The organism is Ruegeria sp. CI8, assembly GCF_056536865.1.
On sequence record NZ_JBQFQL010000001.1, the window covers coordinates 732,106 to 754,191 of the forward strand.

General features: G+C 59.3%; 20 protein-coding genes and 1 pseudogene. 6 read left to right on the plus strand and 15 right to left on the minus strand.

From position 1 onward, the window contains the following. The first annotated feature begins 3 nt into the window (after positions 1 to 3). From ACR0DA_RS03560 to ACR0DA_RS03575, 4 genes are read left to right on the plus strand one after another with little or no spacing between them, the layout of a single operon-like run. Positions 4 to 1,002 (plus strand): ABC transporter permease, encoded by a 999-nt coding sequence (locus ACR0DA_RS03560; protein WP_170357453.1) that lies wholly within the window; start codon positions 4 to 6, stop codon positions 1,000 to 1,002. Next, positions 999 to 2,099 (plus strand): mandelate racemase/muconate lactonizing enzyme family protein, encoded by a 1,101-nt coding sequence (locus tag ACR0DA_RS03565; RefSeq protein WP_170442262.1) that lies wholly within the window; start codon positions 999 to 1,001, stop codon positions 2,097 to 2,099. The genes ACR0DA_RS03560 and ACR0DA_RS03565 overlap by 4 nt, the downstream gene beginning before the upstream one ends. Next, positions 2,096 to 3,136, plus strand: coding sequence for a zinc-dependent alcohol dehydrogenase (locus ACR0DA_RS03570; protein ID WP_170598221.1), 1,041 nt, complete (start codon positions 2,096 to 2,098; stop codon positions 3,134 to 3,136). Before ACR0DA_RS03565 ends, ACR0DA_RS03570 begins: the two co-directional genes overlap by 4 nt. After that, on the plus strand, positions 3,133 to 3,903 hold the full coding sequence (locus ACR0DA_RS03575; protein WP_093961700.1) for an SDR family oxidoreductase: 771 nt from the start codon (positions 3,133 to 3,135) through the stop codon (positions 3,901 to 3,903). The genes ACR0DA_RS03570 and ACR0DA_RS03575 overlap by 4 nt, the downstream gene beginning before the upstream one ends. A gap of 30 nt (positions 3,904 to 3,933) precedes the next feature. Here the strand turns inward: ACR0DA_RS03575 and ACR0DA_RS03580 are convergent, their stop codons facing one another. The 7 genes from ACR0DA_RS03580 to ACR0DA_RS03610 all read right to left on the minus strand — a co-directional run bounded on the left by ACR0DA_RS03580 (position 3,934) and on the right by ACR0DA_RS03610 (position 10,695). Continuing rightward, positions 3,934 to 4,353 (minus strand): secondary thiamine-phosphate synthase enzyme YjbQ, encoded by a 420-nt coding sequence (locus ACR0DA_RS03580; protein ID WP_170403924.1) that lies wholly within the window; start codon positions 4,351 to 4,353, stop codon positions 3,934 to 3,936. Positions 4,354 to 4,464: 111 nt separating this feature from the next. Then, positions 4,465 to 5,328 carry a sugar phosphate isomerase/epimerase family protein gene (locus ACR0DA_RS03585; RefSeq protein ID WP_170598218.1) on the minus strand — a complete coding sequence of 288 codons (864 nt, stop codon included), beginning with the start codon at positions 5,326 to 5,328 and terminating at the stop codon, positions 4,465 to 4,467. Positions 5,329 to 5,339: 11 nt separating this feature from the next. Further along, positions 5,340 to 6,230 (minus strand): NAD(P)-dependent oxidoreductase, encoded by an 891-nt coding sequence (locus ACR0DA_RS03590; RefSeq protein ID WP_170357458.1) that lies wholly within the window; start codon positions 6,228 to 6,230, stop codon positions 5,340 to 5,342. Between the two features lie 223 nt (positions 6,231 to 6,453). Beyond that, entirely contained in the window at positions 6,454 to 7,635 is a 1,182-nt protein-coding gene (gene uxuA / locus ACR0DA_RS03595) for a mannonate dehydratase (protein ID WP_480752982.1), read from the minus strand. Beyond that, complete coding sequence (locus tag ACR0DA_RS03600; protein ID WP_480752983.1) at positions 7,632 to 8,684, minus strand: Gfo/Idh/MocA family protein; 1,053 nt, start codon at positions 8,682 to 8,684, stop codon at positions 7,632 to 7,634. Before ACR0DA_RS03600 ends, uxuA begins: the two co-directional genes overlap by 4 nt. Continuing rightward, the gene (locus tag ACR0DA_RS03605; RefSeq protein ID WP_480752985.1) at positions 8,681 to 9,682 is read right to left on the minus strand and encodes a Gfo/Idh/MocA family protein; all 1,002 of its coding nucleotides are present in this window, start codon (positions 9,680 to 9,682) and stop codon (positions 8,681 to 8,683) included. Before ACR0DA_RS03605 ends, ACR0DA_RS03600 begins: the two co-directional genes overlap by 4 nt. Further along, positions 9,679 to 10,695 (minus strand): Gfo/Idh/MocA family protein, encoded by a 1,017-nt coding sequence (locus ACR0DA_RS03610; protein WP_480752986.1) that lies wholly within the window; start codon positions 10,693 to 10,695, stop codon positions 9,679 to 9,681. Before ACR0DA_RS03610 ends, ACR0DA_RS03605 begins: the two co-directional genes overlap by 4 nt. Positions 10,696 to 10,818: 123 nt before the next feature. On the opposite strand from ACR0DA_RS03610, the gene uxaC reads away from it, so the two are divergent. Both uxaC and ACR0DA_RS03620 read left to right on the plus strand, forming a co-directional pair. Then, positions 10,819 to 12,162, plus strand: coding sequence for a glucuronate isomerase (uxaC, locus tag ACR0DA_RS03615; protein ID WP_480753903.1), 1,344 nt, complete (start codon positions 10,819 to 10,821; stop codon positions 12,160 to 12,162). Then, entirely contained in the window at positions 12,163 to 13,359 is a 1,197-nt protein-coding gene (locus ACR0DA_RS03620) for a mannitol dehydrogenase family protein (RefSeq protein ID WP_480752987.1), read from the plus strand. It abuts the gene before it with no gap. Here ACR0DA_RS03620 and ACR0DA_RS03625 read toward each other — a convergent pair. The 8 genes and pseudogenes from ACR0DA_RS03625 to ACR0DA_RS03660 form a co-directional block, all read right to left on the minus strand. Further along, positions 13,346 to 14,209 carry a sugar kinase gene (locus tag ACR0DA_RS03625; RefSeq protein WP_480752988.1) on the minus strand — a complete coding sequence of 288 codons (864 nt, stop codon included), beginning with the start codon at positions 14,207 to 14,209 and terminating at the stop codon, positions 13,346 to 13,348. The two genes, ACR0DA_RS03620 and ACR0DA_RS03625, sit on opposite strands and share 14 nt — an antisense overlap. Then, positions 14,206 to 15,087: a DMT family transporter gene (locus ACR0DA_RS03630; RefSeq protein ID WP_170419382.1), complete on the minus strand. Its 882-nt coding sequence runs from the start codon at positions 15,085 to 15,087 to the stop codon at positions 14,206 to 14,208. Before ACR0DA_RS03630 ends, ACR0DA_RS03625 begins: the two co-directional genes overlap by 4 nt. Before the next feature lie 3 nt (positions 15,088 to 15,090). Then, positions 15,091 to 16,002 (minus strand): annotated as a pseudogene (locus ACR0DA_RS03635) (NAD(P)-dependent oxidoreductase); the annotation flags it as partial. Between the two features lie 116 nt (positions 16,003 to 16,118). Then, positions 16,119 to 17,123: a Gfo/Idh/MocA family protein gene (locus ACR0DA_RS03640; protein WP_480752990.1), complete on the minus strand. Its 1,005-nt coding sequence runs from the start codon at positions 17,121 to 17,123 to the stop codon at positions 16,119 to 16,121. Next, the gene (locus ACR0DA_RS03645; RefSeq protein ID WP_480752991.1) at positions 17,120 to 18,622 is read right to left on the minus strand and encodes a UxaA family hydrolase; all 1,503 of its coding nucleotides are present in this window, start codon (positions 18,620 to 18,622) and stop codon (positions 17,120 to 17,122) included. The genes ACR0DA_RS03640 and ACR0DA_RS03645 overlap by 4 nt, the downstream gene beginning before the upstream one ends. Before the next feature lie 24 nt (positions 18,623 to 18,646). Continuing rightward, on the minus strand, positions 18,647 to 19,597 hold the full coding sequence (locus tag ACR0DA_RS03650) for a phytanoyl-CoA dioxygenase family protein (protein WP_170371333.1): 951 nt from the start codon (positions 19,595 to 19,597) through the stop codon (positions 18,647 to 18,649). A 10-nt stretch (positions 19,598 to 19,607) separates the two neighbouring features. Beyond that, positions 19,608 to 21,230, minus strand: a complete 1,623-nt coding sequence (locus ACR0DA_RS03655) for a TRAP transporter large permease (protein WP_480752992.1) — start codon at positions 21,228 to 21,230, stop codon at positions 19,608 to 19,610. Next, the gene (locus tag ACR0DA_RS03660) at positions 21,230 to 22,072 is read right to left on the minus strand and encodes a TRAP transporter small permease subunit (RefSeq protein WP_174819626.1); all 843 of its coding nucleotides are present in this window, start codon (positions 22,070 to 22,072) and stop codon (positions 21,230 to 21,232) included. The genes ACR0DA_RS03655 and ACR0DA_RS03660 overlap by 1 nt, the downstream gene beginning before the upstream one ends. Positions 22,073 to 22,086 lie beyond the last annotated feature (14 nt).

Here is a 22,086-nt window from a genome sequence, read left to right on the forward strand (position 1 = left end):
TCGATGTTGGATGAAACGGCTTTTGACCTGCGAAAGTACCTTCGGCGCAATTCGGCCTCGGTGACGGTGTGGATCGCACTGCTGGCTTTGATTCTGTTCGGGCTGATGCGCTATGACAACTTTGGCAGCGCCTACAACTTCTCGTCTTTCCTGAACTACAACGCGATGTTCATCGCGATTGCGCTGGGCATGTGCTTCGTGATCATGACCGGCGGGATTGATCTGTCGGTTGGATCCGTGGCGGCCTTTACGTCGGTCGTTGCGGCTTATCTCAGCCCATACGGGATTCAGGTTGCCCTGCCGGGGGCCGTGCTTGCCGGGATTGGTTTCGGGGCGATCAACGCCTTTTGCATCATCGTCCTTCGCATCCCGCCTTTCATCGCCACGCTGGCCACCATGCTGGCCGCAAAAGGCGGCGCATTGGTGATTTCGGGCGCCCAGACAATTTCGGTCGATTGGGGGTCGAACTTCACCAAGCTTGGCATGGGGCAGGCGTTCGGCCTGTTTCCATGGGCAATCGTCATCGTGGCCGGACTGACGCTGGCACTTTGGCTGGTGCTGGAAAGAACAACCATCGGGCGGACCGTCTTGGCGATCGGTGGCAGCGAGGATGCCTCGAACCTCATGGGTCTGAAGGTGAACCGCGCCAAGGCTTTCGTCTACCTGCTTTCGGGTGGCTGTGCCGGGCTGGCTGGCGTCTTTCTGGCCTCGGGTTTTGGAGCAGGACAACCCCTTGAGGGCATCGGATGGGAATTGTCGGCCATCGCGTCCGTCGTTGTGGGCGGCACCTTGTTGACAGGTGGGATGGGGTCGATCCCTGCAACCGTGGCCGGAGCGCTTTTGCTGGGTCTGGTGTTCAACGTTCTGAACTTTGAAAACGGTCAGGGCACCATCAGTTTCAGCGCCTATTGGCAGATGGTTATACGTGGAGGCTTTCTTTTTGCGGTCATCCTTTTACAGTCTCGGGTTATTGCCAGGCAGCAGAAGGTCTTGGGTTCGTGAATCGCATAGAAAGTGTTTCAGCGCGGCTGTTCAACGTCCCGCTCGCCGAAGTCCTGGTCGATGCCAAACACGGGGATCACACGTTCTTTCAATTGATCACCGTCACCATTCAAACGACGGATGGGGTCGAGGGGGTTGGGTATACCTATACGGGCGGCAAGGGCGGTCATGCCATCTTGGCGATGATCCAGCATGATCTGGCACCGTTCCTTGTAGGACAAGACGCGGAACAGATCGAAAGCCTGTACGATGCCATGCAGTGGCACGTGCACTACGTCGCACGGGGTGGGATAGCCTCGTTCGCTATCTCGGCCGTGGATATTGCCCTTTGGGACATTCGTGGCAGAGCGCAGAATGCACCGCTGTGGCAAATGGCGGGCGGAGCGTCCAGACGGTGCAAGGCCTACGCCGGCGGGATCGACCTGAATTTCTCGTTGGAGAAACTGCTGCGCCAGACCGAAGGCTACCTTGCGCGTGGGTTCAACGCGGTCAAGATCAAGGTTGGGCAACCGGATCTTGCCGACGATCTTGCACGTGCCCGGGCAGTGCGCGAGATGCTGGGGCCGGACCGGTTCTTCATGGTCGACGCGAATTACTCCATGAGCGTCGAGCAGGCCATCGAGGCCGCCCAGGGGTTCGCCGACTGCGATATCCTGTGGTTCGAGGAGCCGACAATTCCAGACGATTACAAAGGCTATGGCCGAATTGCCGAAGCCACGGGCGTTCCCCTTGCCATGGGTGAAAACCTGCACACGATTCACGAATTCGAGTATGCCTTCGATGACGCCAAGCTGAGTTTCATCCAGCCCGATGCCTCAAACTGTGGCGGCATTACCGGCTGGTTGCGCGTGGCCGCGCTAAGCGCCCAGCACGGCATTCCGGTTTGTAGCCATGGTATGCAGGAGCTGCACGTCAGCCTTGTTTCGGCGCAACCCAATTCGGGTTGGCTGGAAGTACACTCATTCCCGATAGACCAGTACACGACCCGTCCGCTTGTCGTGGAAGACTACCTGGCCGTGGCCCCGGATACGCCGGGGACCGGAGTGGAATTCGACTGGGACAAACTGAATGCGGAACACAGGGAGATGCATACATGACGACCCAGACGATCTCTGCGGCGTACTACAGGGGCAACAAGAGCTTTGCCGTGGAACAGGCCCAGGCGACGGCTCCGGGCGCTGGCGAGGCCGCCATTCGCGTTGCGTATTGCGGGATATGCGGGACGGATATGCATGTCTACCACGGCAACATGGATGCCCGTGTCGGCCTGAACCGGGTAATCGGGCACGAGATGTCCGGTGTCGTCGAAGCGGTGGGCGCGGGCGTCGATACTGTAAAACCCGGCCAGAAGGTCGTGGTCCGACCGCTTGATCACTGCGGCGAATGCCCGGCCTGCAAACGGGGGCATCAGCATATCTGCCAGAACCTCAAGTTTCTCGGCCTCGATACCGATGGTGCCATGCAAGAGATCTGGACCGTTCCGGCCCACACCTTGCACGTTCTACCGGATGACTTGCGCATGGATCACGCGGCGCTGATCGAGCCGGTCGCCGTTGCTTGCCACGATGTGCGGCTGTCTGGACTGCAGCCTGGCGAGGACGTCGTCGTCATCGGCGGTGGCCCGATCGGCATCCTGGTTGCCATGGTTGCGCGGGACGCGGGCGGAAACGTCGTGATTTCCGAAGTGAATCCGAACCGTCTGGCGATCGCAGAAAGACTTGGCTTTGATACGATCAACCCAACCGAGACCGATCTGGTGTCCACAATCAACGCGCGCACGGGCGACAAAGGGGCGGATGTGGTTTTCGAGGTATCGGGAACGCAGCCCGGTGTTGATGCGATGACCGCCGTTGCCGCGACGCGGGCCCGGATCGTGATGGTCGCGATCCATGCTCAAAAGCCCCATATCGACCTGTTCCAATTCTTCTGGCGAGAGCTGCAACTGATCGGTGCTCGGGTCTATGAGCCGGAGGATTACGATAAGGCGATCGCAGTTGTCGCCTCGGGCGGAGTGGACGCGGATGTCGTGATCACTGACGTCAGCCCTCTGGCAGACATTCAGTCCGCGTTCGAAGCACTGGATCGCAGCCCAACCGCAATGAAAAGCCTGATCGAAGTAGGACCGCGTTCATGAGTGTTTTGCAAAGTTTCGACCTGACGGGGAAAACGGCCCTTGTGACCGGGTGCAAACGCGGCATCGGGCGCGGTATGGCCGAGGCATTGGCATCGGCCGGAGCTGATATCATCGGAGTGTCGGCCTCGCTTGAACTGTCCGGGTCAGAGGTCGAAAAAGCCGTCACGGCGATGGGGCGCAGTTTCCGGGCTTACCAATGCGACTTCTCGGACCGCTCCGCGTTGCATGGGTTCATTGATCAGTTGAGAGCCGACGGACAAACTCCTGATATCCTTGTCAACAATGCCGGTACGATCAAACGCAAACCTGCTGCCGAACATCCGGATGACTGGTGGGACGAAGTGATTGAGGTCAACCTGTCCTCGCAGTTTGTTCTGTCCCGCGAGATCGGCAAGGACATGCTGGCGCGCGGCTCGGGGAAGATCATCTTCACCGCATCGCTGCTGACGTTTCAGGGCGGCATCACCGTTCCCGGATATGCGGCCTCGAAAGGTGGTATCGGACAGCTGACGAAGGCCCTGGCCAATGAGTGGGCCGGGCAGGGTGTGAACGTGAATGCAATCGCCCCCGGCTACATCGCGACCGACAACACCCAAGCCCTGCAGGACGATCCGGTTCGGTCGAAGTCGATCCTGGAACGAACACCCCAGGGCCGTTGGGGTACGCCAGGTGATTTTGCTGGACCTGTAGTCTTTCTGGCTTCTGCAGCGTCGGACTACGTCAACGGTGAAATCCTTGTTGTCGACGGGGGCTGGATGGGGCGGTAGCACCGTCAACGCTCCATGTGACCCAAGGCCTCAAGTCCCGATGTAGTGCACCTTCAATCGTCGTGTCTTGGGTGCCTCGCGATGTTCGAACAGGTACAGGCTTTGTACGCGACCCAGCGGAAGCTGTCCCTGTTCGACCGGGATCGACACCTGCGTTTGCGTCAACAGCGCCCGCAGGTGCGATGGCGCGTTGTCGTCTTCGCTCGGGCGGTGGTGATACTTGCCTGGTGACTTGGGGACCAGTTCTTCGAAGAACCTCTCGATATCCTTAACCACCTCGGGATCGGCATTGGCCTGCACCAACAGCGCGGCACCGGTGTGGACGCACCAAAGGGTCAGCAGGCCGGAGACAAACTCATGTTCGGAAACCGCACGCTGAACCACCCCGCTGATGTCGGTCAGGGATTTGCCGGGCGTTTCAATGGACAATTCAAAAAACTCTTGCTTCATCCATCAGATCCTTTCCTTGATTTTGCGGGAGTGTGCCCAGCTTTCCGCGCCCCATTCGGCATTCAACTTGGAGGCTTAAGTATCTGATTTGTAACACTCTAGAGCTTTCATTCATGCAAACAGGCTTTTGAACTTGTCTATGCACAGACGAAACCCATCTTCGAAATTTCCGTTGCCGGGATGATAAACGCTTTCGAAGGAAATCACGCCTTCATAGCCGTCGGATCGGAGCGCGTCCGCGATGGGTTGGAACAGAGGCGCAAGCTGACCTTCCCCCATGCGGCGCACTTCCAGCGTTGCCCGCGGTGTATCGACCTTTACGTCCTTGATGTGAATGTGCCCCAGATAGCCGCCGCGCAGTTCTTCGTAACCGTCCGGGTATGCCAGTTCATGGCACCAGCAGTTGTTTCCGGGGTCCCAAAGAACTTTCAACGCATCCTTTGCATCCAACTCGTCAATCAGCTTGCGGGCGGTATAGTTGGAATTGACCAGCGTGCCGTTTCCGGTTTCCACGACAAGCGTCACTCCCTCAGCCCGGGCCAGTTCAACCGCCGGCGCGATCAGCGGCGGCATCGAGTCCCATACCCCATGCGCCACGTTCCACTTCTCAGCGCCGTTTTTTCCCCAGAGTATCTGCTCTTTTCGTTGGGTCATGATCCGAACCAGCGGAGACCCCACGACATGCGCCATGTCGATCACGCGTTTCAGCGCGTCCATGTGTCGGGTGTGCAGGTTGTCACCGGGTCTGTTGGCAGCTGTCATCCCCGCGAAGATATGGCGCGACAGACAGGAAACAGGCTTGCCCCGGTCGCGCAAGAGCGCGTCGATTTCGGCAATTTCCTGCGGGGAATGGTCCCCGACCTCGGTGTCGCCTACGAACTGAAGCTCTGCATAGTCCAGACCGAATTCGTCCATCACGTCCACGGCATGCCGCAGATCGCGGGAAATGCCGTCGCAAATTACACCTAATTTCATGTCCGGCCCCCTCAGCGATGCAATTCTGCGCCAACGATCTCTTCGATGACGCGGGTACACACCCAGTTGTCGCCGTTCGGGTATTTGGTTTTTCCGGCGTGAAAGATCTGCATTGCGGATGATGCTGTGTGCATTGGAACGCCCAACGCACCGGCCAGGGCCAGCGAGATCGTCAGGTCCTTGTGCATCGTTGCGATATGGCTGCCAGTGGCTTCGAACTTGCGATCAATGATGTTTTCAAGGGCGGTATTCACAACACCACATCCCGCGCTAGACGATGAGAACACGTCAAGCAATGCTTGACCGCTGACACCGGCTTTGGCCGCCAGGGCCGCAGCCTCGAATGTGGCGGAAAAGATCGATCCGATCAGGGATTGCAGGCAGGCTTTCACGGTTTGCCCGTCACCGGCGTTTTCTCCAACCCGGTGTATGGTTGCCGACACTGCTTGCATGACTTCGGCATTTTGGTCCAGCACATCCGCAGCACCGGCAGCCATCATCGTCAATGTGCCGTTCTGCGCGCCGGGAAACCCACCCGAGACCGGAGTGTCGATCAGGTTGATGCCCGAACCCTCCATGTCTCGCCCGATGGCGCTTGCTTCGGCCGGGGTAATGGTCGCCGACAGGATCACAGTTCCGCCTTCGGCCATGTTCGCAACCAGTCCGTTTTCTCCCAGAATGACATCGCGGGCCTGATCTCCGTTCATCACCATGACGAACACGCTGGCGGCGTGACGGCCGACCTGTCCCACGCTGTCCCTGGCCAGGCCGCCCATGTCGGCTAATGCCGTCATACGCGTCTCACTCAAGTCGAAACCAGATGTTTCAAAGCCATTCTTGATCAGGTTCTTGGCAAGGCCGCTGCCCATGTCGCCAAGACCGATTACGCCTGCGGTTTTCATTTGGAGTCCTCCCGTTCTTTCGTCTTTGCCGTCTGGCAGACGTTTCGAAAAATGATGCCATAAGGCGTCGGTTTTCGCGGGAGTTTCACGCGTCTTGAACAGACGTCGGGCGAGTCCGGAAGACACCCCGCTGCCCGTTTACGTAACGTAAGTAAACGAAGAAAGCCGCGCACAGGCAAGCAAAGAAGTGTTGCGGCGGAAAGAAACCGCCTGATCCGACGCGTTACGAGAACGCTGCCATGATGCCGCGCAGTTCGGCCAACCCGCGCATGCGTCCGATCAGCGGATAGCCGGGAGTGCTGTGTCCGCCCAGATCGCTCAGCAGTTCTTGTCCGTGGTCGGGCCGCATCGGAATTTGCCAGTCGTCCCGCCCTTGAGATTTGCGGCGGCGCTGTTCGTTCATCAACTCGCGAATGGTTCCGACCATGTCGGTGTCGCCCTCCAGATGCGGAGCCTCATAGAAATCCGGCTTTTGGCTGTCCGACCCCGCGATGCGCCGGGTGTTTCGCAAGTGAACAAAGTGAATCCGGCCGCCATGCCGGCGCACGAACTCCGGCCCATCGAATTCAGGGGAAACACCCAGCGATCCGGTACACAAGGTTGCGCCGTTCGCGGGCATATCAACCGCATCCAGTACGGCGCCGTAGTCATCGGTACTGGACATGATCCTTGGAAGACCGAGCAGCGAGAAGGGCGGATCATCGGGATGACAGCACAAGCGCAGCCCCAATTTTTGGGCCACCGGGGCGACCTCAGACAGGAAGTCGATGAGGTTGGCGCGCAGCCGGTCACGGTCTATCTTGGCATATGTCTGCAACAAGGCGCGCACGTCCTCTACGCTCCACTGATCGTTGGCGCCGGGCAGCCCCGCGGTGACATTGTGCTGCAACTGGGCCTTGGAGACATTCGACATGCGCAAGAAACGATCCTTGGCCGCTTGCTGGACGGCATTGGAATAATCTTCGGACGCGCCCGGACGTTCAAGAATATGAATGTCGAAAACTGCAAAATCGGTCAGGTCGAACAGCATGGCCGTTCCGCCATGCGGCTGCGGGGCGCGAAGGGCGGTGCGCGTCCAATCCAGGATCGGCATGAAGTTGTAGCAAACAACTTTGATGCCACGGGCGGACAGGGCCCTGAGGCTGGACTTGTACGCCTGCAGATGCTCGACCATGTCCGCCGACTGGGTCTTGATCGCCTCTGAGACGGGCAGGCTTTCGACAACGTCCCAACTGTACCCGGCCGCGGCCAGAACGGCCTGCCGATCGGCGATGCTCGGTTCGTCCCAGGGCAATCCCGGCGGGATGTGATGCAGCGCGGTGACGATGCCCTGAACCCCGACCTGATGGAGATCGGCCAAAGCGATCGGATCCTCGGGTCCGAACCAACGCCAACATTGTTTCATGGCAGCCATCCTTCATACAGCGGGTGATCGGGCCTGATGGGAAGGGCAACGCGCTGCCCGGTGCGCGCCGCGTGATAAATCGCCGTCACAAGGCCGATGGACGCAGCGCCATCCTTCAGGGTAACGGCCGAATTTGCCTCGGACCGCAGCGCCTTGCCGACTTCGGTAAAAAAACCTTCGAACCCCGTTGGCTCGGCCGCGGCGGCGGCAAGAGCCGCGTCGATAGCGGCTTGATCCGCCGGATCCCGTGCGACGAATGACCAGGGCGTTTGACCCGGGGCATAGGGTTCGGTGCCAGAAGTGGCGGTCAGTTTTTCAAAGACGAACCGCAGGCGGGTTTCGTCCGTGGCTGCGCCCAAGGTGATATTGCTTGTGCATAAGGCACCGGACGTCATGCCAAAGCAGATCGCGGCGCAGTCTTCGGTCTCGATCGGGTTGACCCGCGTTGTGGTCATTGCAGAAACCCAGGCGATATCACCCGCGATATGAGTCAGCAGATCATGGTTGTGGATGGCATGGCCCAGAACCGCGCCGCCGCGTTCACCGGCCCATGTCCCCCGCCACGGTACCGCGTAATAGTCCGCCCCTCGGGACCAATGGGTTTCAAGCGCGGCAGTTTGGACCGCTCCGGTCAGGCCCGCGCGTTGCAGGTGGCGCAATTGGGCCAGTGACGGGCCCCACCGGTATTGAAAGACCGGAAACACATGCTTGCCCGCGCTGCTTGCGGCTGCCGTGATCCGATCCACATCCCGCATCGAAGTCGCAAGAGGCTTTTCGCAGACAACGTGTTTTCCTGCGGCCAGTGCGGCAAGGGTGGTCGGTACATGCAGATGGGGCGGAAGGCAGAGGTCGATGACATCAATCGTCGGATCATCCAGAGCGTCCTGAATGTTGGTCAATGCTCGAAAACCCGAGTTCTGCCGTATCTGTTCGATCCGGTCGATATTCTGGTCGACCACGGCGGCTACGCAAAAGGTGCGGTCAAGCCGTTCCAGAGCGTCCAGATGCTGCGCACCGATACCTGCGCCGAGGATCGCAACGTTGATCATCTGCGTTCCGCCATTTCCTGCGCGCGCAGTGCCAGTTCCATGACCGTAAAGCAGTGGGTCTGCGTCATTGCGGTTTCGGTCCGGTTGAGGATGTCATCGGCGAGGCGCGAAAAGTAGGGAAGGCCGGCGTCGGATGCGTCGATCTTTTGGCAGGTGTCACCATTAACGAGGATCAGATGATCTGTCCCCGGGGCTCCACCCACATCGACGTATTTCCGCAACTCGATGTATCCTTCGGTGCCTAGGATCGTCAGACGACCATCCCCCCAGTTTGGCAAGGCATCCGGCGTAAACCAGTCAACCCGGATGTACCCGGTTCCATTCTCGCTGCGCAGATTGATCTCGCCGAAATCCTGCAATCCGGGATCGCTCGGGTTTGCGTAGTTTGCCACATAAGCGTTTGTGATTTCGACGGTTTTCGAACCCGTGTAGTGCAGGAACTGATCAATCTGATGCGAGGCGATGTCGGTCAGAATGCCGCCGTAGCAGTCGCGCCGAAAAAACCATTCCGGCCGGGTCGCCCGGTTCAATCGGTGCGGGCCAAGTCCGACCGTCTGGACCACGCGCCCGATGGCACCGGCCTCGACCAGTTCGATGGCCCGGGTGCTGACGGGCGTTTCGAACCGCTCCGAGAAGTTCACCGACCAGATCCGACCGGTGTCTGCGACCGCTCTTTTGATCTGGTCGAGTTGTTCCAACGTCGTGCAGCCCGGCTTGTCGCTCATGACATCCATACCGTTCTGCATCGCGCGGATCGCCAACGCGGCCCTATCTGCCGGTATCGCTGAAATCAGCGCCAGATCCGCCCCGCAGGTCAGGGCGTCTTCCAGTTGGGCCAGCCGCGGAATTTCGGGAAACCTTTTTACGTATCCCGCCAGCATCTCCGGATCGCCCTGTGTCCAATAGCCAACGCAGTCCACGCCGATTTTGCGCATGTTTTCCGTCATGCCGTAGATATGACGGTGGTCGAGGCCAAGGGCGACGCAGGTCAGGCTCATGAGATGACTCGTGTTTTCTGGCCGGTTCGATTGGCGATCTGCATCGCGTCGATGACGGCGTGGGTCAAAAGGGCACTGCGTCCGGTGGCCATAGGTTGCGTTCCACTGGAAACGGCCTTGGCGAAGTCCTCGATGACCGCTTGGTGCCAGGCATGTGTAAACGCCATGGGATCGGCCCCTCCGCCCGTGGCGGCTGTTTCGCCGACCGTGGATTCCCGGCCGTCGAAAGTGGTCACAGTCAGCACTCCTGACTCCAGATGCGCTTTGGCTAGGGTGCCCTGGATCGTGATGGACTCAGCAGACCCGGGATATTCGGCGGTAGTTGCCATCAACGTTCCCACCGCGCCGTTGTTCATTTCAAAAACTGCACCTGCCCAATCCTCGGCCTCGAGATTGTGTAGAGGAGTTTTTCTCATCACGGCCTGAATGTCCGAGATCGGCCCCAGCAGCCACATCGCAAGGTCAAGCGTGTGGATTGCCTGCGAGATCATGACGCCGCCTCCGTCACGTGCATAGGTGCCGCGACCCGGTTCGTCATAGTAGCTTTGATCGCGCCACCAGGGGACACGAATCGCGACCGTGGCGATCGCGCCCAGTTCCCCTTGTTCGATGGCCGATTTAAGCGCCTGCGACGCGGCGCGTGCGCGGTGCTGAAAGACGATGCCCAGCGGCACGCCCGACACCTCGCACTGCTCGACAATGGCTTTCGCGGCGCCTAGCGTTCTTTCGATGGGCTTTTCCATCAGGATCGGTTTCGACGCGGTCGAAAGAATCCGTACCAACTCTGTGCGCTGATCGGGCGGGGTTGCGATGATCGCAAAGTCGACCTTTGGGTCGTTTGCGATTTCCTCGACCGAGGCGAATGCGCGGGTCTCTTTTCGCCGCGCGAACGCAGCTGCCTTGTCAGGATTGCGCCCAAGGACTCCAGCAAGACTGAGGCCTTGATCCGATGCCCGAATGGCGGCGACATGCGTGCCGGAAACCATCCCCAAACCAATCAGCGCAATATTCATTCAATCCCCCGGATCACCCGGTCAGTCTGCGGGTTCGAACGGGAAAGATGCAACCATTAAAAACTGTGTTAACAATTGACGGTAGCAGTATCGGAGGCAGAATTGACTGGCAATTTGAATGGGATGGCAGAAGACCTGTATTTGGGCACCAAGGACCTGCCGATCGTATCTCCGCATGGTCACTGCGATCCGGGGTGGTTTGCATCCGATGCGCCGTTTCCCAACCCGGCAGAGCTGTTGGTGGTTCCCGACCATTACGTGTTCCGTATGCTCTATTCGCAGGGCGTTCCCTTGTCGGAACTCGGCGTTGGGGAAGAGGGGCGAAAGAAGGATCCTCGCGCCGTTTTCCGTACCTTTGCCGAGCACTGGCATCTGTTTCTTGGAACGCCTTCCCGGATCTGGATGAACTACGTACTGCATGAAACGCTGGGCGTGTCCGAGGAGTTGTCTTCTCGCACCGCAGATCTGATCTACGACAAGATCGCGGAAAAGTTGGCGCAACCCGATTTTCGCCCGAGGGCATTGTTCGACAGGTTCGGGATCGAGGTTCTGGCCACTACGGATTCGGCTCTCGACACTCTCACACAGCATCAGGAGATCCGTGCAAGCGGTTGGGGCGGGCGGGTTGTTCCGACGTTCCGCCCAGACGGGGTCTTGGATGGGGCGGACCCGGAGTTCGTACAGAACCTGGACAAGTTGGCCGAGCTGACAGGCTGCGATCTGGACAGCTATGATGGCTATCTCAACGCACTGCGGATGCGGCGATCTTATTTCATCCAACTGGGCTGTACCGCCACCGACCACGGTATCGAACGTGTACAGACCGAGTGGCTTGAGGACCCGGATGCGCTGTACCAGCGGCTGAGACGGCGGGAGGGGACCGAACAGGACGCCCGCCGTTTCTACGGGCATATGCTGATCGAAATGGCGCAGATGTCTGTCGATGATGGTCTGACCATGCAGATACATGCGGGCAGCAAACGCAACACGAACAACGCGGTAATGCGGGATTTCGGACGGGACAAGGGGGCCGACATTCCAATCGCGATGGATTGGGTCACGGGCCTTGAGGCGCTGTTGAACCGGGTCGGAAACTCGGCGGAACTGCGCATCATTTTGTTCACACTGGACGAAGGCACCTACGCCCGTGAACTGGCACCAATGGCGGGACATTGGCCGTGCCTTCGGATCGGGCCGCCTTGGTGGTTCCACGACAGTCCAGCCGGGATTGCGCGGTATTTTGATCAGGTCGTTGAAACGGCCGGGTATTACAATCTGGCCGGGTTCAATGACGACACACGGGCTTTTCTGTCCATTCCTGCACGACACGACCTCTGGCGGCGGGGCGTGGCGATTCATTTGGCCGAGCAGGTTGCGCGCGGTTACTTCGGTCGGGACAGTGCCGAGCATCTTGCACGGTTGTTGGCGGTCGATCTGGCGAAACAGGTTTATGGATTGCAGAGTTAGATGGGGACAATTCTTCACTTCGGCCTCGGAAACTTTGCCCGGGCGCATTTGCTGGACTACACCGATCAAGCGGGTGGATGGGACGTTGTCGGCGTCAGCCTGCGTTCATCCTCGGTTCGGGATGGATTGGCACGACAGGGTTTCAAGTACGATCTGTGCGTACAGGGGCAGGGCGTCCGGCGCATCAAAGCTCTGCGCGACGTTCTGGTCGCGCCCGAGGATCGCGCAGCGATTTTCGATGTGATGGCGGATGCCGAGATCATTTCGGTGACCGTCACCGAGAAAGGTTATCATCTGGATGCCGCGGGCAAGCTGAACCTCCACGACCCGGCGATTGCCGCCGATCTGGCAGGGCAGGGGCCCGCAACGCTGATCGGGTTTTTGGCTTTTGGCCTTGCGGAACGGCGCAAACCCGTGACGGTGCTGAGCTGCGACAATCGTATGGAGAACGGAAAAACGCTCGAGACGGCCGTTTTCGGTTTCGCGAAAGCAGCCGGTCTGGACGTCAATTGGGACGCCGTTCGCTTTCCTAACGCGATGGTCGACCGGATCACCCCGGCCACAACGGACGCCGTTCGCTCAATCAGCGGTGACCCAATGGCTGTTCCGACCGAGGCGTTCTCTGAGTGGGTGATCGAAGAAAATTTTGCCGGACCGCATCCGGATTGGCCGGGCGTGCAACTGGTCGATGACGTGGCCCCGCACGAGATGCGAAAGCTGCGCATGTTGAACGGGGCCCATTCCCTGTTGGCATATGCCGGGTTGGAGCGCGGCCTGACCTACGTCCACGAAGCGGTTCGAGACCCGGTTCTGCGCCCGCTGGTTTCCGAGTTGATGAAGGATGCGGGCACAACGCTGCCCGCCGCGGTGCAAGCACAGGTTCCGGACTATGCCGAGGCTCTGTTGCACCGCTTTGAAAACCCCGAGTTGGCGCATCGTCTGGACCAAATCGCGATGGATGGAAGCCAGAAGCTGCCCTATCGATTTGTTCCCACACTTCGTGAGACTGGCTCTCAGGCGGTGATTGCGGGGATGCGGGCCTGGGTCTCCTATTGCCTGTCCGAGACCGCCAAAGGTCGGGCGCTGAACGATCCTTGCGCGTCGGAAATCGCTTTGGCTGTCAAGCAGCCAGATCCGCTAATGCCGCTTTTGCGTCTTGTCGGAGCCGAGGATCTCGCGCCGCTTATCCGGGAATGATCGCGCCGCGGAACTGAACAACGGTGGATGCCAGATTGTGTCCAGCCATCAGGGCCTCGGCCTGTGTTTTTCCCGTCAGCAACGCCGCGAGGTACCCACCGTTGAAACTGTCGCCTGCCGCGGTCGTATCCAGCACGTTTTTGGCAGGCTCATAGGTTTGGTCAATGCTCTGACCAATGGACAGGGGGCCATTCTCTCCGCGCTTCAACGCGCCGATTCCGTGATGACCCGCAAAGCGCGCCGCCACCTGTTCGGCGCTTTCCCCGAACAGTGCCATCTCGTCGTCGATGGATGGCAGGGCGATGTCCGCACGCCGCCAAAGCCGTTGGTTGATCTGCCGGGCGTGTTCAACGCTATCCCAAAGACGTGGACGAAAGTTGCTGTCATAGACCAACCGGACTGAAGCGCCGTCGAGCCAGTCCAGAAGCGCAAGCCTTACCGAATGCGGAAGAATGGCCACGGAAATCCCCGACAAGTACAGCACGTCATAGCCGTTCAGCGAGCTGAAATCGTGATCGGAAAAAAGCTGACGGGCGGCCGCTTCGCTGCGCCAATAGGTAAAGCTGCGTTCACCATCCGCAGAGGTCGTGATCGCGTACAGGCCCGGAGAGGCGTTCGGAATGATTTGGATGCCGGATGTCCCGATACCATGGCTGGCGATGAAGTCCGCGATGCGCCCCGAGAACGGGTCGTCGCCCAGACATGTCACATACTCCACCTGCAGATCAGGCGCTGCGCGGTGCATGTAGATGGCCGTGTTCAGCGTATCCCCCGCGACGCCCACCTTTGCGCCGGTTTCCAGCATGGACAATTCGATCATTGCTTCGCCGATGCAGGCAATTCGCGTCATTTCTTTTCTCTTTTCCAGATGATGAGACCGGCAGCCATGATCAGCGCAGCCCCTGCCAACGTGAATGCGTCCGGTACCGTGTCAAAGAACAGATAACCCCAGATCGCAACATAGATCAGGAACGAATAGGTAAATGGCATCAGCTGGTTCGCCGTTCCGAACCGATGCGCGTTCGTCAGCAGTTGATGCCCGCACCACCCAAAGACGCCAAGACTGATCAGGACGATCATGCTCCACGTGTTTTCCGGTTGGATCCAAAACCAGATGGCGAAAGGCAGCAGGACCACTGTACCGGTAAGCCCGAGGTAGAATTGCATGGTGTCCACGGCAACAACCCCCGACAGCCTGCGCGTCATGATCGAGTACAAGGCCAACGCGGTGGCATTGTAGACGATCAGCAGCATGGTCGGATGAAATGCCGAACCAAACGGCCGCACGACAACCAACACCCCCAGAAAGCCCAGTACGATAGCCGCCCAACGCCATGGTCCCACGCTTTCTTTCAACACGAAGACGGACAAAAAGCACACGATGACCGGGCTTGAGAACATGATTGCCGACACGACGGTCAGAGGCAAAAACCGCAGGGCATAAAAATTGAAAACGGTTGCTGAGATCAGCAGCAAGGCCCGGCTAATGACCTGCCATGGATGGTCGGTCTTGAACCGGCTGGCCTCAATCCCGCCCTTGGCGATCACGCCCACTGAGATCACGAAGTGCCCTGCATAACGCATGAACGCCAACTGAAATGCCGGCACGCCGGCCAACGCCAACCATTTGGCCCCAAGGTCCACCAGCGAAAAGAACAGCCACGCCGTCAGCATCAGCACGATGCCAAGGCGCGGCAGGTCCGCGTTGGGGTTGGCGGTGACGGCCATAGATCAGGTGTTGAAACGTTTGACGTAGTAGTCAACCATCTGGCTGACCATGTCATCCGCCTGACCGTGGTCGCGCGCGTCGTTCAGCGCGGAAAGTGCGCCCTGTGACATCACGCTGGTAACGCCGGCCTCGCGTGCCATTCGATCATAGTACCCAAGGTCTTTTGCGGCGTTCTTGATGGCAAAGGCCAGCTGGTTTGGATCATTCTCGACACCGTAGGCTTTGACGAAATCCATCATTCCGGAATGCAGCGGCCCTGCGGCCATCACCTCGTACAGCTGCTTGCGGTCAACGCCGGTGATGTCGGCCATGGCAAAGGCCTCGGCCATCGCGTTCGCAACGGTCATTCCGAAGAAGTTGTTGATCAGCTTGATCGTATGTCCCGATCCGACAGGACCCAGGTAGAAGACGTTTTCGCCCAGATCCTTCAGTGTCTGCTCGGCCTTGTCGAAGGCAGCCTTGTCGCCGGACGTCATGATGTTGAGCTTGCCTTCCAGCGCATGCGACGGTGTTCGGCCAAGTGGCGCGTCAAGGTAGCTTCCGCCGGCTGCGGCAACCTCCTCGGCCAGGGCGCGTGTACTGCCCGGAAGCGAGGTGCCAAAGTCGATGACGATCGCCCCGGGCTTCAGTCCCGCGATCACTCCATCAGCACCGCGCATACGGCCCTCGACCTGCTCGGACGTTCCCATGCACAGCATCACGATGTCGCTGGCCTGAGCCAGTTCCCGCGCGTTTTGCGCCTCGCGGGCGCCCCGGTCAATCGCGGCGTCCAGATGTGTGCGGTCGCGGTTTCCCAACACCGTGACCGAGTATCCCTGGTCCAACAGCCGGCTCACCATGGCTCCGCCCATGAGTCCCAAGCCGATAAACCCGATTGATGGTTTGCTCATTGGTTTCCCTTTCCGTGAATATGTCTGGTTTTCATTCTTGTGTTTGTCGCGGGCGGATTTGCAGTCTGATTGCTCATATTGCCCGGGGAATAGTCATTGGTCTTTTGAATGGTCCGAAATTTTGCCCTGCCGCGTCTCAGTCAGGCCGGCGCCCGCGCTCGAGCGGTTCGCGCCTTCAGCTCCTGTTCGATGCGTGATGTGACTTCGAGCGTCCGGGCTGCATCCCCGACGTCGATCAAAGGTGGGGCGCCATCGATTACGTCAAGGAAGTGATCCAGTTGCGCCTCCAGCGGTGTGCGTGTCTGGTCCGGCCTTGGAAGTTGGTCTTTTTGGGCCGCAGTGCCCCAATCCTGTCCGCGCCACAGGGTCATGGATGGAAAACTGAAGGCGCCCCTGGTTCCCGTGATCCACATCATGTCCTGGCGGGTCGTGCCGATGTTCGGATTTTCGCCGGTTCCGGCTTCAAACCCCCAAGGGCTGGGCGCGGTGTCGGCAAAGCTGATGGTACCCGTCGCGCCGTTTTCGAATGCGATCGCGACAGCGCCGCTTTCGATCCGATCCGATCCGCGGATCGACGCGCCGGGCAGGGCGACGACATCCGAGATTTCTCCGATCACAAAGCGCAAGACATCGATATCGTGCACGAGATTGATCATCACCGGGCTGCCGTCGGAAGTCCGCCAGTTCTGTTCAAAATAGCTGTCGGGTTTACGCATGGCCCACAGCAACGAGACGTTGATGACTCGTCCGATCGTACCTTGCGCGATCACCTCCTTCAGGTGCTGCAAGGTTGTGTGGTACCGCCTATGATGGCCAACCAGGCTGCGGACATTGGCCTCGCTAACGGCCGTCTTAAGGCGCAGGGCATCATCGACCGATGCGGCAACCGGCTTTTCGATCAGCATATTCCAACCACGGGACGCGGCCAGAATGCCATGTTCGGCATGCAGGCGGGTCGGCGTCGCGATGATGACGCCATCCACTGTGTCCTGCACCTCGTCCATACTGGCAAAACGCGGCGCGTCGATCTGGATCGAGCCATCCGGATCGGCCAACCCGACCAACGTGCAGCCGGGATGCTCAATGACGGCGCGGACGTGGCGGATACCGATCAATCCGCCGCCGGCTACGAGGATCCGTTTCACATCACCGCTCCGATTTGCCAGGGAACGAATTCGTAATCACCCAAGCCCTGTGCCTCGGACTTGGTCCGCGCGCCCGAGGCGACTTGGAGCAGCCGTCGGTATATCTCCTGTCCTTTTTCTTCGACGCTGACGCCTTTGGTCAGGATGTCGCCCGCGTCCACGTCCATGTCTTCGAACATGCGCGCCGCCAATTCAGAATTGGTGGCGATTTTCAGTGTCGGCGCCGGTTTGGACCCAAAGGCCGACCCGCGCCCCGTGGTGAAACACACAAGGTTGCACCCGGCCGCGATCTGCCCGGTCACCGAGGCCGGGTCGTATCCGGGGCTGTCCATGAAGGTGAAGCCTTTGGCGGTGATGGGTTCGGCGTATTTGAATACACCGGTCAGAGGGGTGGTTCCGCCCTTCGCCGCTGCCCCCAGCGATTTCTCGAGGATGGTCGTCAGACCCCCTTTCTTGTTGCCGGGGCTTGGGTTGTTGTCCATCGAACCGTGATTGCGGGCGGTGTAGTCCTGCCACCAATCGATCAGTCCGATCAGTTTTTCCCCAGTTGCGCGGTCAAGGGCACGGCGGGTCAAAAGATGTTCGGCTCCGTAGATTTCGGGCGTCTCCGCGAGGACACCCGTGCCATCTTGAGCGACCAACAGGTCGCAGGCATGTCCGAGCGCCGGGTTCGCCGTCACACCGGACCAAGCGTCCGATCCACCGCATTGCAGCGCGACCATCAGTTCAGACGCCGGGGCTTCTCTGCGCTTTGCCTCATTGGCAATGGGCAGCATCTGGTTGATTTTGCTGATGCCCATTTCCACGGTCCGGCGCAATCCCGCGACGTTCTGGATGTTCATCGTCTGGAAGGTTGGACTCTGCTTCAGCCCATAAGCGTCCAACAGCCAGTCGATCTGGTTCATCTCGCAGCCCAGACCGACCATCAGAACGGCAGCGTGGTTGGGATGTTTTGCAAACCCCCACATGACCCGTTGAAGAGCTTCGAAACCGTCGCCGGAATCTGCCATTCCGCAGCCCGTTCCGTGGACAAAGGCCACCACGCCGTCGACATTCGGATACGCGGCAAGCTTGTCCGGCGTGAAGTGGTTAGCGATCATGCGGGCCGCCGTAGCAGAACAGTTCACGGTGGTCAGAACCGCAATGTAATTGCGCGTGCCGACCCGACCGTTGTCCCGATGGTAGCCCATGAACGTATCGACCGAGGTGGCGGGTCTCATAGGCCTGTGATCCGTCGCAAACTCATAGTCCACGCTGGTGTTTCGGAACTCGACATTATGGGTGTGTACATGATCGCCGGGGTGGATCGGTTGGGTGGCGTAACCAATGATCTGGGCGTATTTTCTGACCGGATCGCCGGGTGCAAGGGTCGCCGTGGCGACCTTGTGGCCCGATGGGATGCGCGCATTGGTCGTGACGCCTTCAACCACGCTGCCGGCCTCCAGCAGCCGAGTTGCAACCACCACACTATCCGTTCGATCTAAACGTACAAAAGTCATAATCAGCTTTCCTGGCGGCTGCAGCTAGGCGCAGAACGGCGAGTCCGATGTCCACCGGTGAATATCTATATGCGGCTGTCCGGACAGCCTTGCTCGCGCCGCCTCCCAATTGGATTTGCAGACACGCCAATCCCGCAGCTCGGTTTCGGGGCGCGATCTGGATCTTGCGATGAAGCTGGGGAAATGGTCTCGACCGGTGGGTTGGCCTGCCGCACTGAAGCGGATGTCGAACGACCAGCGGAACCGGTCCGTTTCGTTGACCAGCGACGCATGTGGCGTCAGCGGGTGAAACAGGATGACCCCGCCCGCCTTGACGGGCAAGGGCACGGCTCGGTCTTCGTCAATAAACCCGTCGGCAATGCCTGTCTGCGTGCGCGCGCAATGCGGCAGGATGGATTGGTCCTGTGCCTTTGGCAGCACTTGCAGGCAGCCGTTCTCGATCGTTGCATCGTTGACGGCAATCCAGACCGTGACCATGTCGGTCTGGTCCGCATCCTCCAACGCAACTGCCCGGTCCTGATGCCAGTCCGTTGCGGTTATATGCGCCCGCACCTCGTCCTTGGACAGCTTGAGGGCAGGGGGCTTCAGCCGAACGTGCTGGATCGGATTGCTGACCAACTCTGGCCCGATCAACTGCTCGACGATGTCAAGCATGGGCTGGGCCGTCAGCAAGTCGAACACTGCGGGTCCTATATGGAACGGTGTGTCAGCCATGATCCGGTCGCCGGGCAAAGAGATGTCCAGCGGCTGGAAATAGTCGCAACCGGCCTGATAAGCGGACAGAAGTTTGTCCCAGAATGACATCCCGGATGGTTCGTCCTTGACCAGCCCTTTTTCGTACCAACCGTCAAAGAGCCGGTTCAGGACATCCGAGTATTCGGCTTGCACCCGATCAAGGACGTCACCGGGAATTACATCCTCGACCACGAGGTATCCGTCCGTCTGGAACTTGCCAATCTGATCTTGTGTCAGCATGGGTGCAACCTCACAAAAGCAGCGCGATGATGCCCGGCCAGATCAGAAGAACGGAAAGCGCCAGCAGCTGGATCCCGATGAATGGCAGGAAGCCGCGGAAGATATCCGTCAGGCTGATATTCGGCGGGGCCACCGATTTCAGGTAGAACGCCGCCGGGCCGAACGGGGGCGACAGGAAGCTGACCTGCATGTTCATACAGAACACGACGCCAAACCAGATCGCGACATGGCTGGGCTGCAACTGGCCGATGAGTCCGATTTCCTCGATGGGAAGGCGCAGAACGATCGGTAGAAAGACCGGAATGATCAAAAGCACGATGCCGACCCAATCCATAAACGCGCCCATGAACAGCAGGATCAGCATCATAACCAGAATGACCAGCATCGTCGGCAGGTCCTGCCCAACGATCAGATCGGCCACGTATTGGGGCCCGCCGGCAATGGTGTAGGCACCCGCCAGCGCGGCGGCGCCGATGGTGACCCAGATGATGGTGCCTGTGGATTTGAGCGTTCGCATCAAGCTGTCCCAAACCAGCTCGAACGATCCTTCGCCCCGTAGGATGGCGATGATCAGAACGGCGAAGGCGCCCATGCCTGCAGCCTCGGTGATGCCTGTGATCCCGCCATAGATCGAGCCGAGTACGACGCCGATGACGACCAGCGGCGCGACGAGGCCTTTGCCCATTTCCCAGCCGATTTTGGCGCGCTCTCTGCCAAAGACGAAGAAGATCAGCAGAAGGGCGACGATCGTAATACCGGCAAACCAGGGCAGGTAGTCAGCTGTCCCCAATCGCGCGGGCTCGCCCTGGCTGGCAGCGTTCGAGCCGGAAAGCTCGAAAAACGCGGCCCGGATAAACAGAACGGTGGAAAATCCGGCGACGACGATGCTCATGAAGGCGGCAAACAGTTTGCGCTTTTCAGCCGGTTCGGGGTCGTTCGGATCCGGTTCCGGAAGCGGCGCGTGGTGAGGATTCAACTGCGTGCGGATGATGATGTACAGGATGATCATCGAGGCCAGCATGAAGCCCGGAATAAAAGACGCGGTGAACAGCGACTTGATCGAGGTTTCGGTAATCAGCCCATAGATGATCAGAACGATCGAGGGCGGGATCATGGTCCCCAGCGACCCCGAGGCGCAGATGACGCCGATCGCGAGGTTCTGATCGTAGCCGAGGCGCAGCATCTGGGGCAGGGCGATCAGACCCAGCAGGACAACCTCACCACCGATGATGCCGGACATGGCTGCCATGATCACCGCCATGATCGAGGTCACGATCGCAATGCCGCCGCGCGTTCTGGACAGCCAGACATTCAGCGACGAATACATGTCGCGCGCGATCCCGGATCGCTCCAGCAGCGATGCCATGAAGATGAACAATGGCACGGATATGAGCACGTAGTCCGTTAAGAGCCCATATATCTTCTGCGCCAGAATATAGAGTGGCCCAGTCCCGGGGCGTCCGGTCAGAATGCCATCGCCGAATGAAAACGGGTTCAAAAGAAGTGTCGGCTCGAACTTCAGAACAAGAACCAGAACCGCAAGCGAGGCCGAGGCCAGACCCAGGGGCATCCCGATCGCCAGAAGCACGATCAGGGCGACCATCAGGATGAGTGAGATCGTTCCAATATCCATCAGTCTTGTCCCACCGCTCGTTTGATCATTTCAATTTCGTCTTCGTCCGGTTCATCCGTGTGGATTTCCGGTTCTTTGTTCCAATCCGCGATCAGGTTCAGAACGGCCTGCATGGCGACCAGGGTGATCACGATCAGGACCATGGGCTGCAACGTCGCCGGGATCGGCGGGTTGAAGGCCGAGCCATAAAGCTCCCATTTGTAGAGTTTGTTGACGAAAACCTGCTGATAGCTGCCGTAGACCAGAAAGAACGCGAACATCACGATCAGGATGGTCGAGATCGTGTCGAACACCCGCTGCAACCAGCGAGGAACCGCATCATACAGCAGAAAGATCCGGATATGGCTGCGTTGCTGCATGGCATAGTAGCCGGACATCAGGAACACGAAGCTGGCGAACCACAGTGTCATCTCGTTGGCCCATTCGGTCGGCTTTTCGAGGATGTAGCGCATGAAGACTTCGTACAGCATCACCACCGTCATGATGGCGATCATCATCATCGTGACCCGGCCGATGAAAAGGGCGAAGCGGTCCATCGCAGTCGTGCCCTCGTATTCCATCGCGGCCGGCTGGACGGTCTTGGTTCCGATCACCGCAAGGATCGGCAGCAGTATCAGCGCGCCGATATCGACAATATCGACAAATCCGCCGAAAACCCCGGTCATTTCGGGCGTCACGTCGCTGCGCAGATAGATTTCCGTTACCTGGCTTTTCAGAGATTCGGACGTGTAGGGCAGCCAGTCCAACAGGAAGGCCGGCAGATGCCAGACGAGCCAACTAGCCGTTGCGACGAAGGCGAGCGGGATGAGCCACTCCAGTATTCCGCCTGAGTTTTTTTGCATCACGTAGCCCTCGT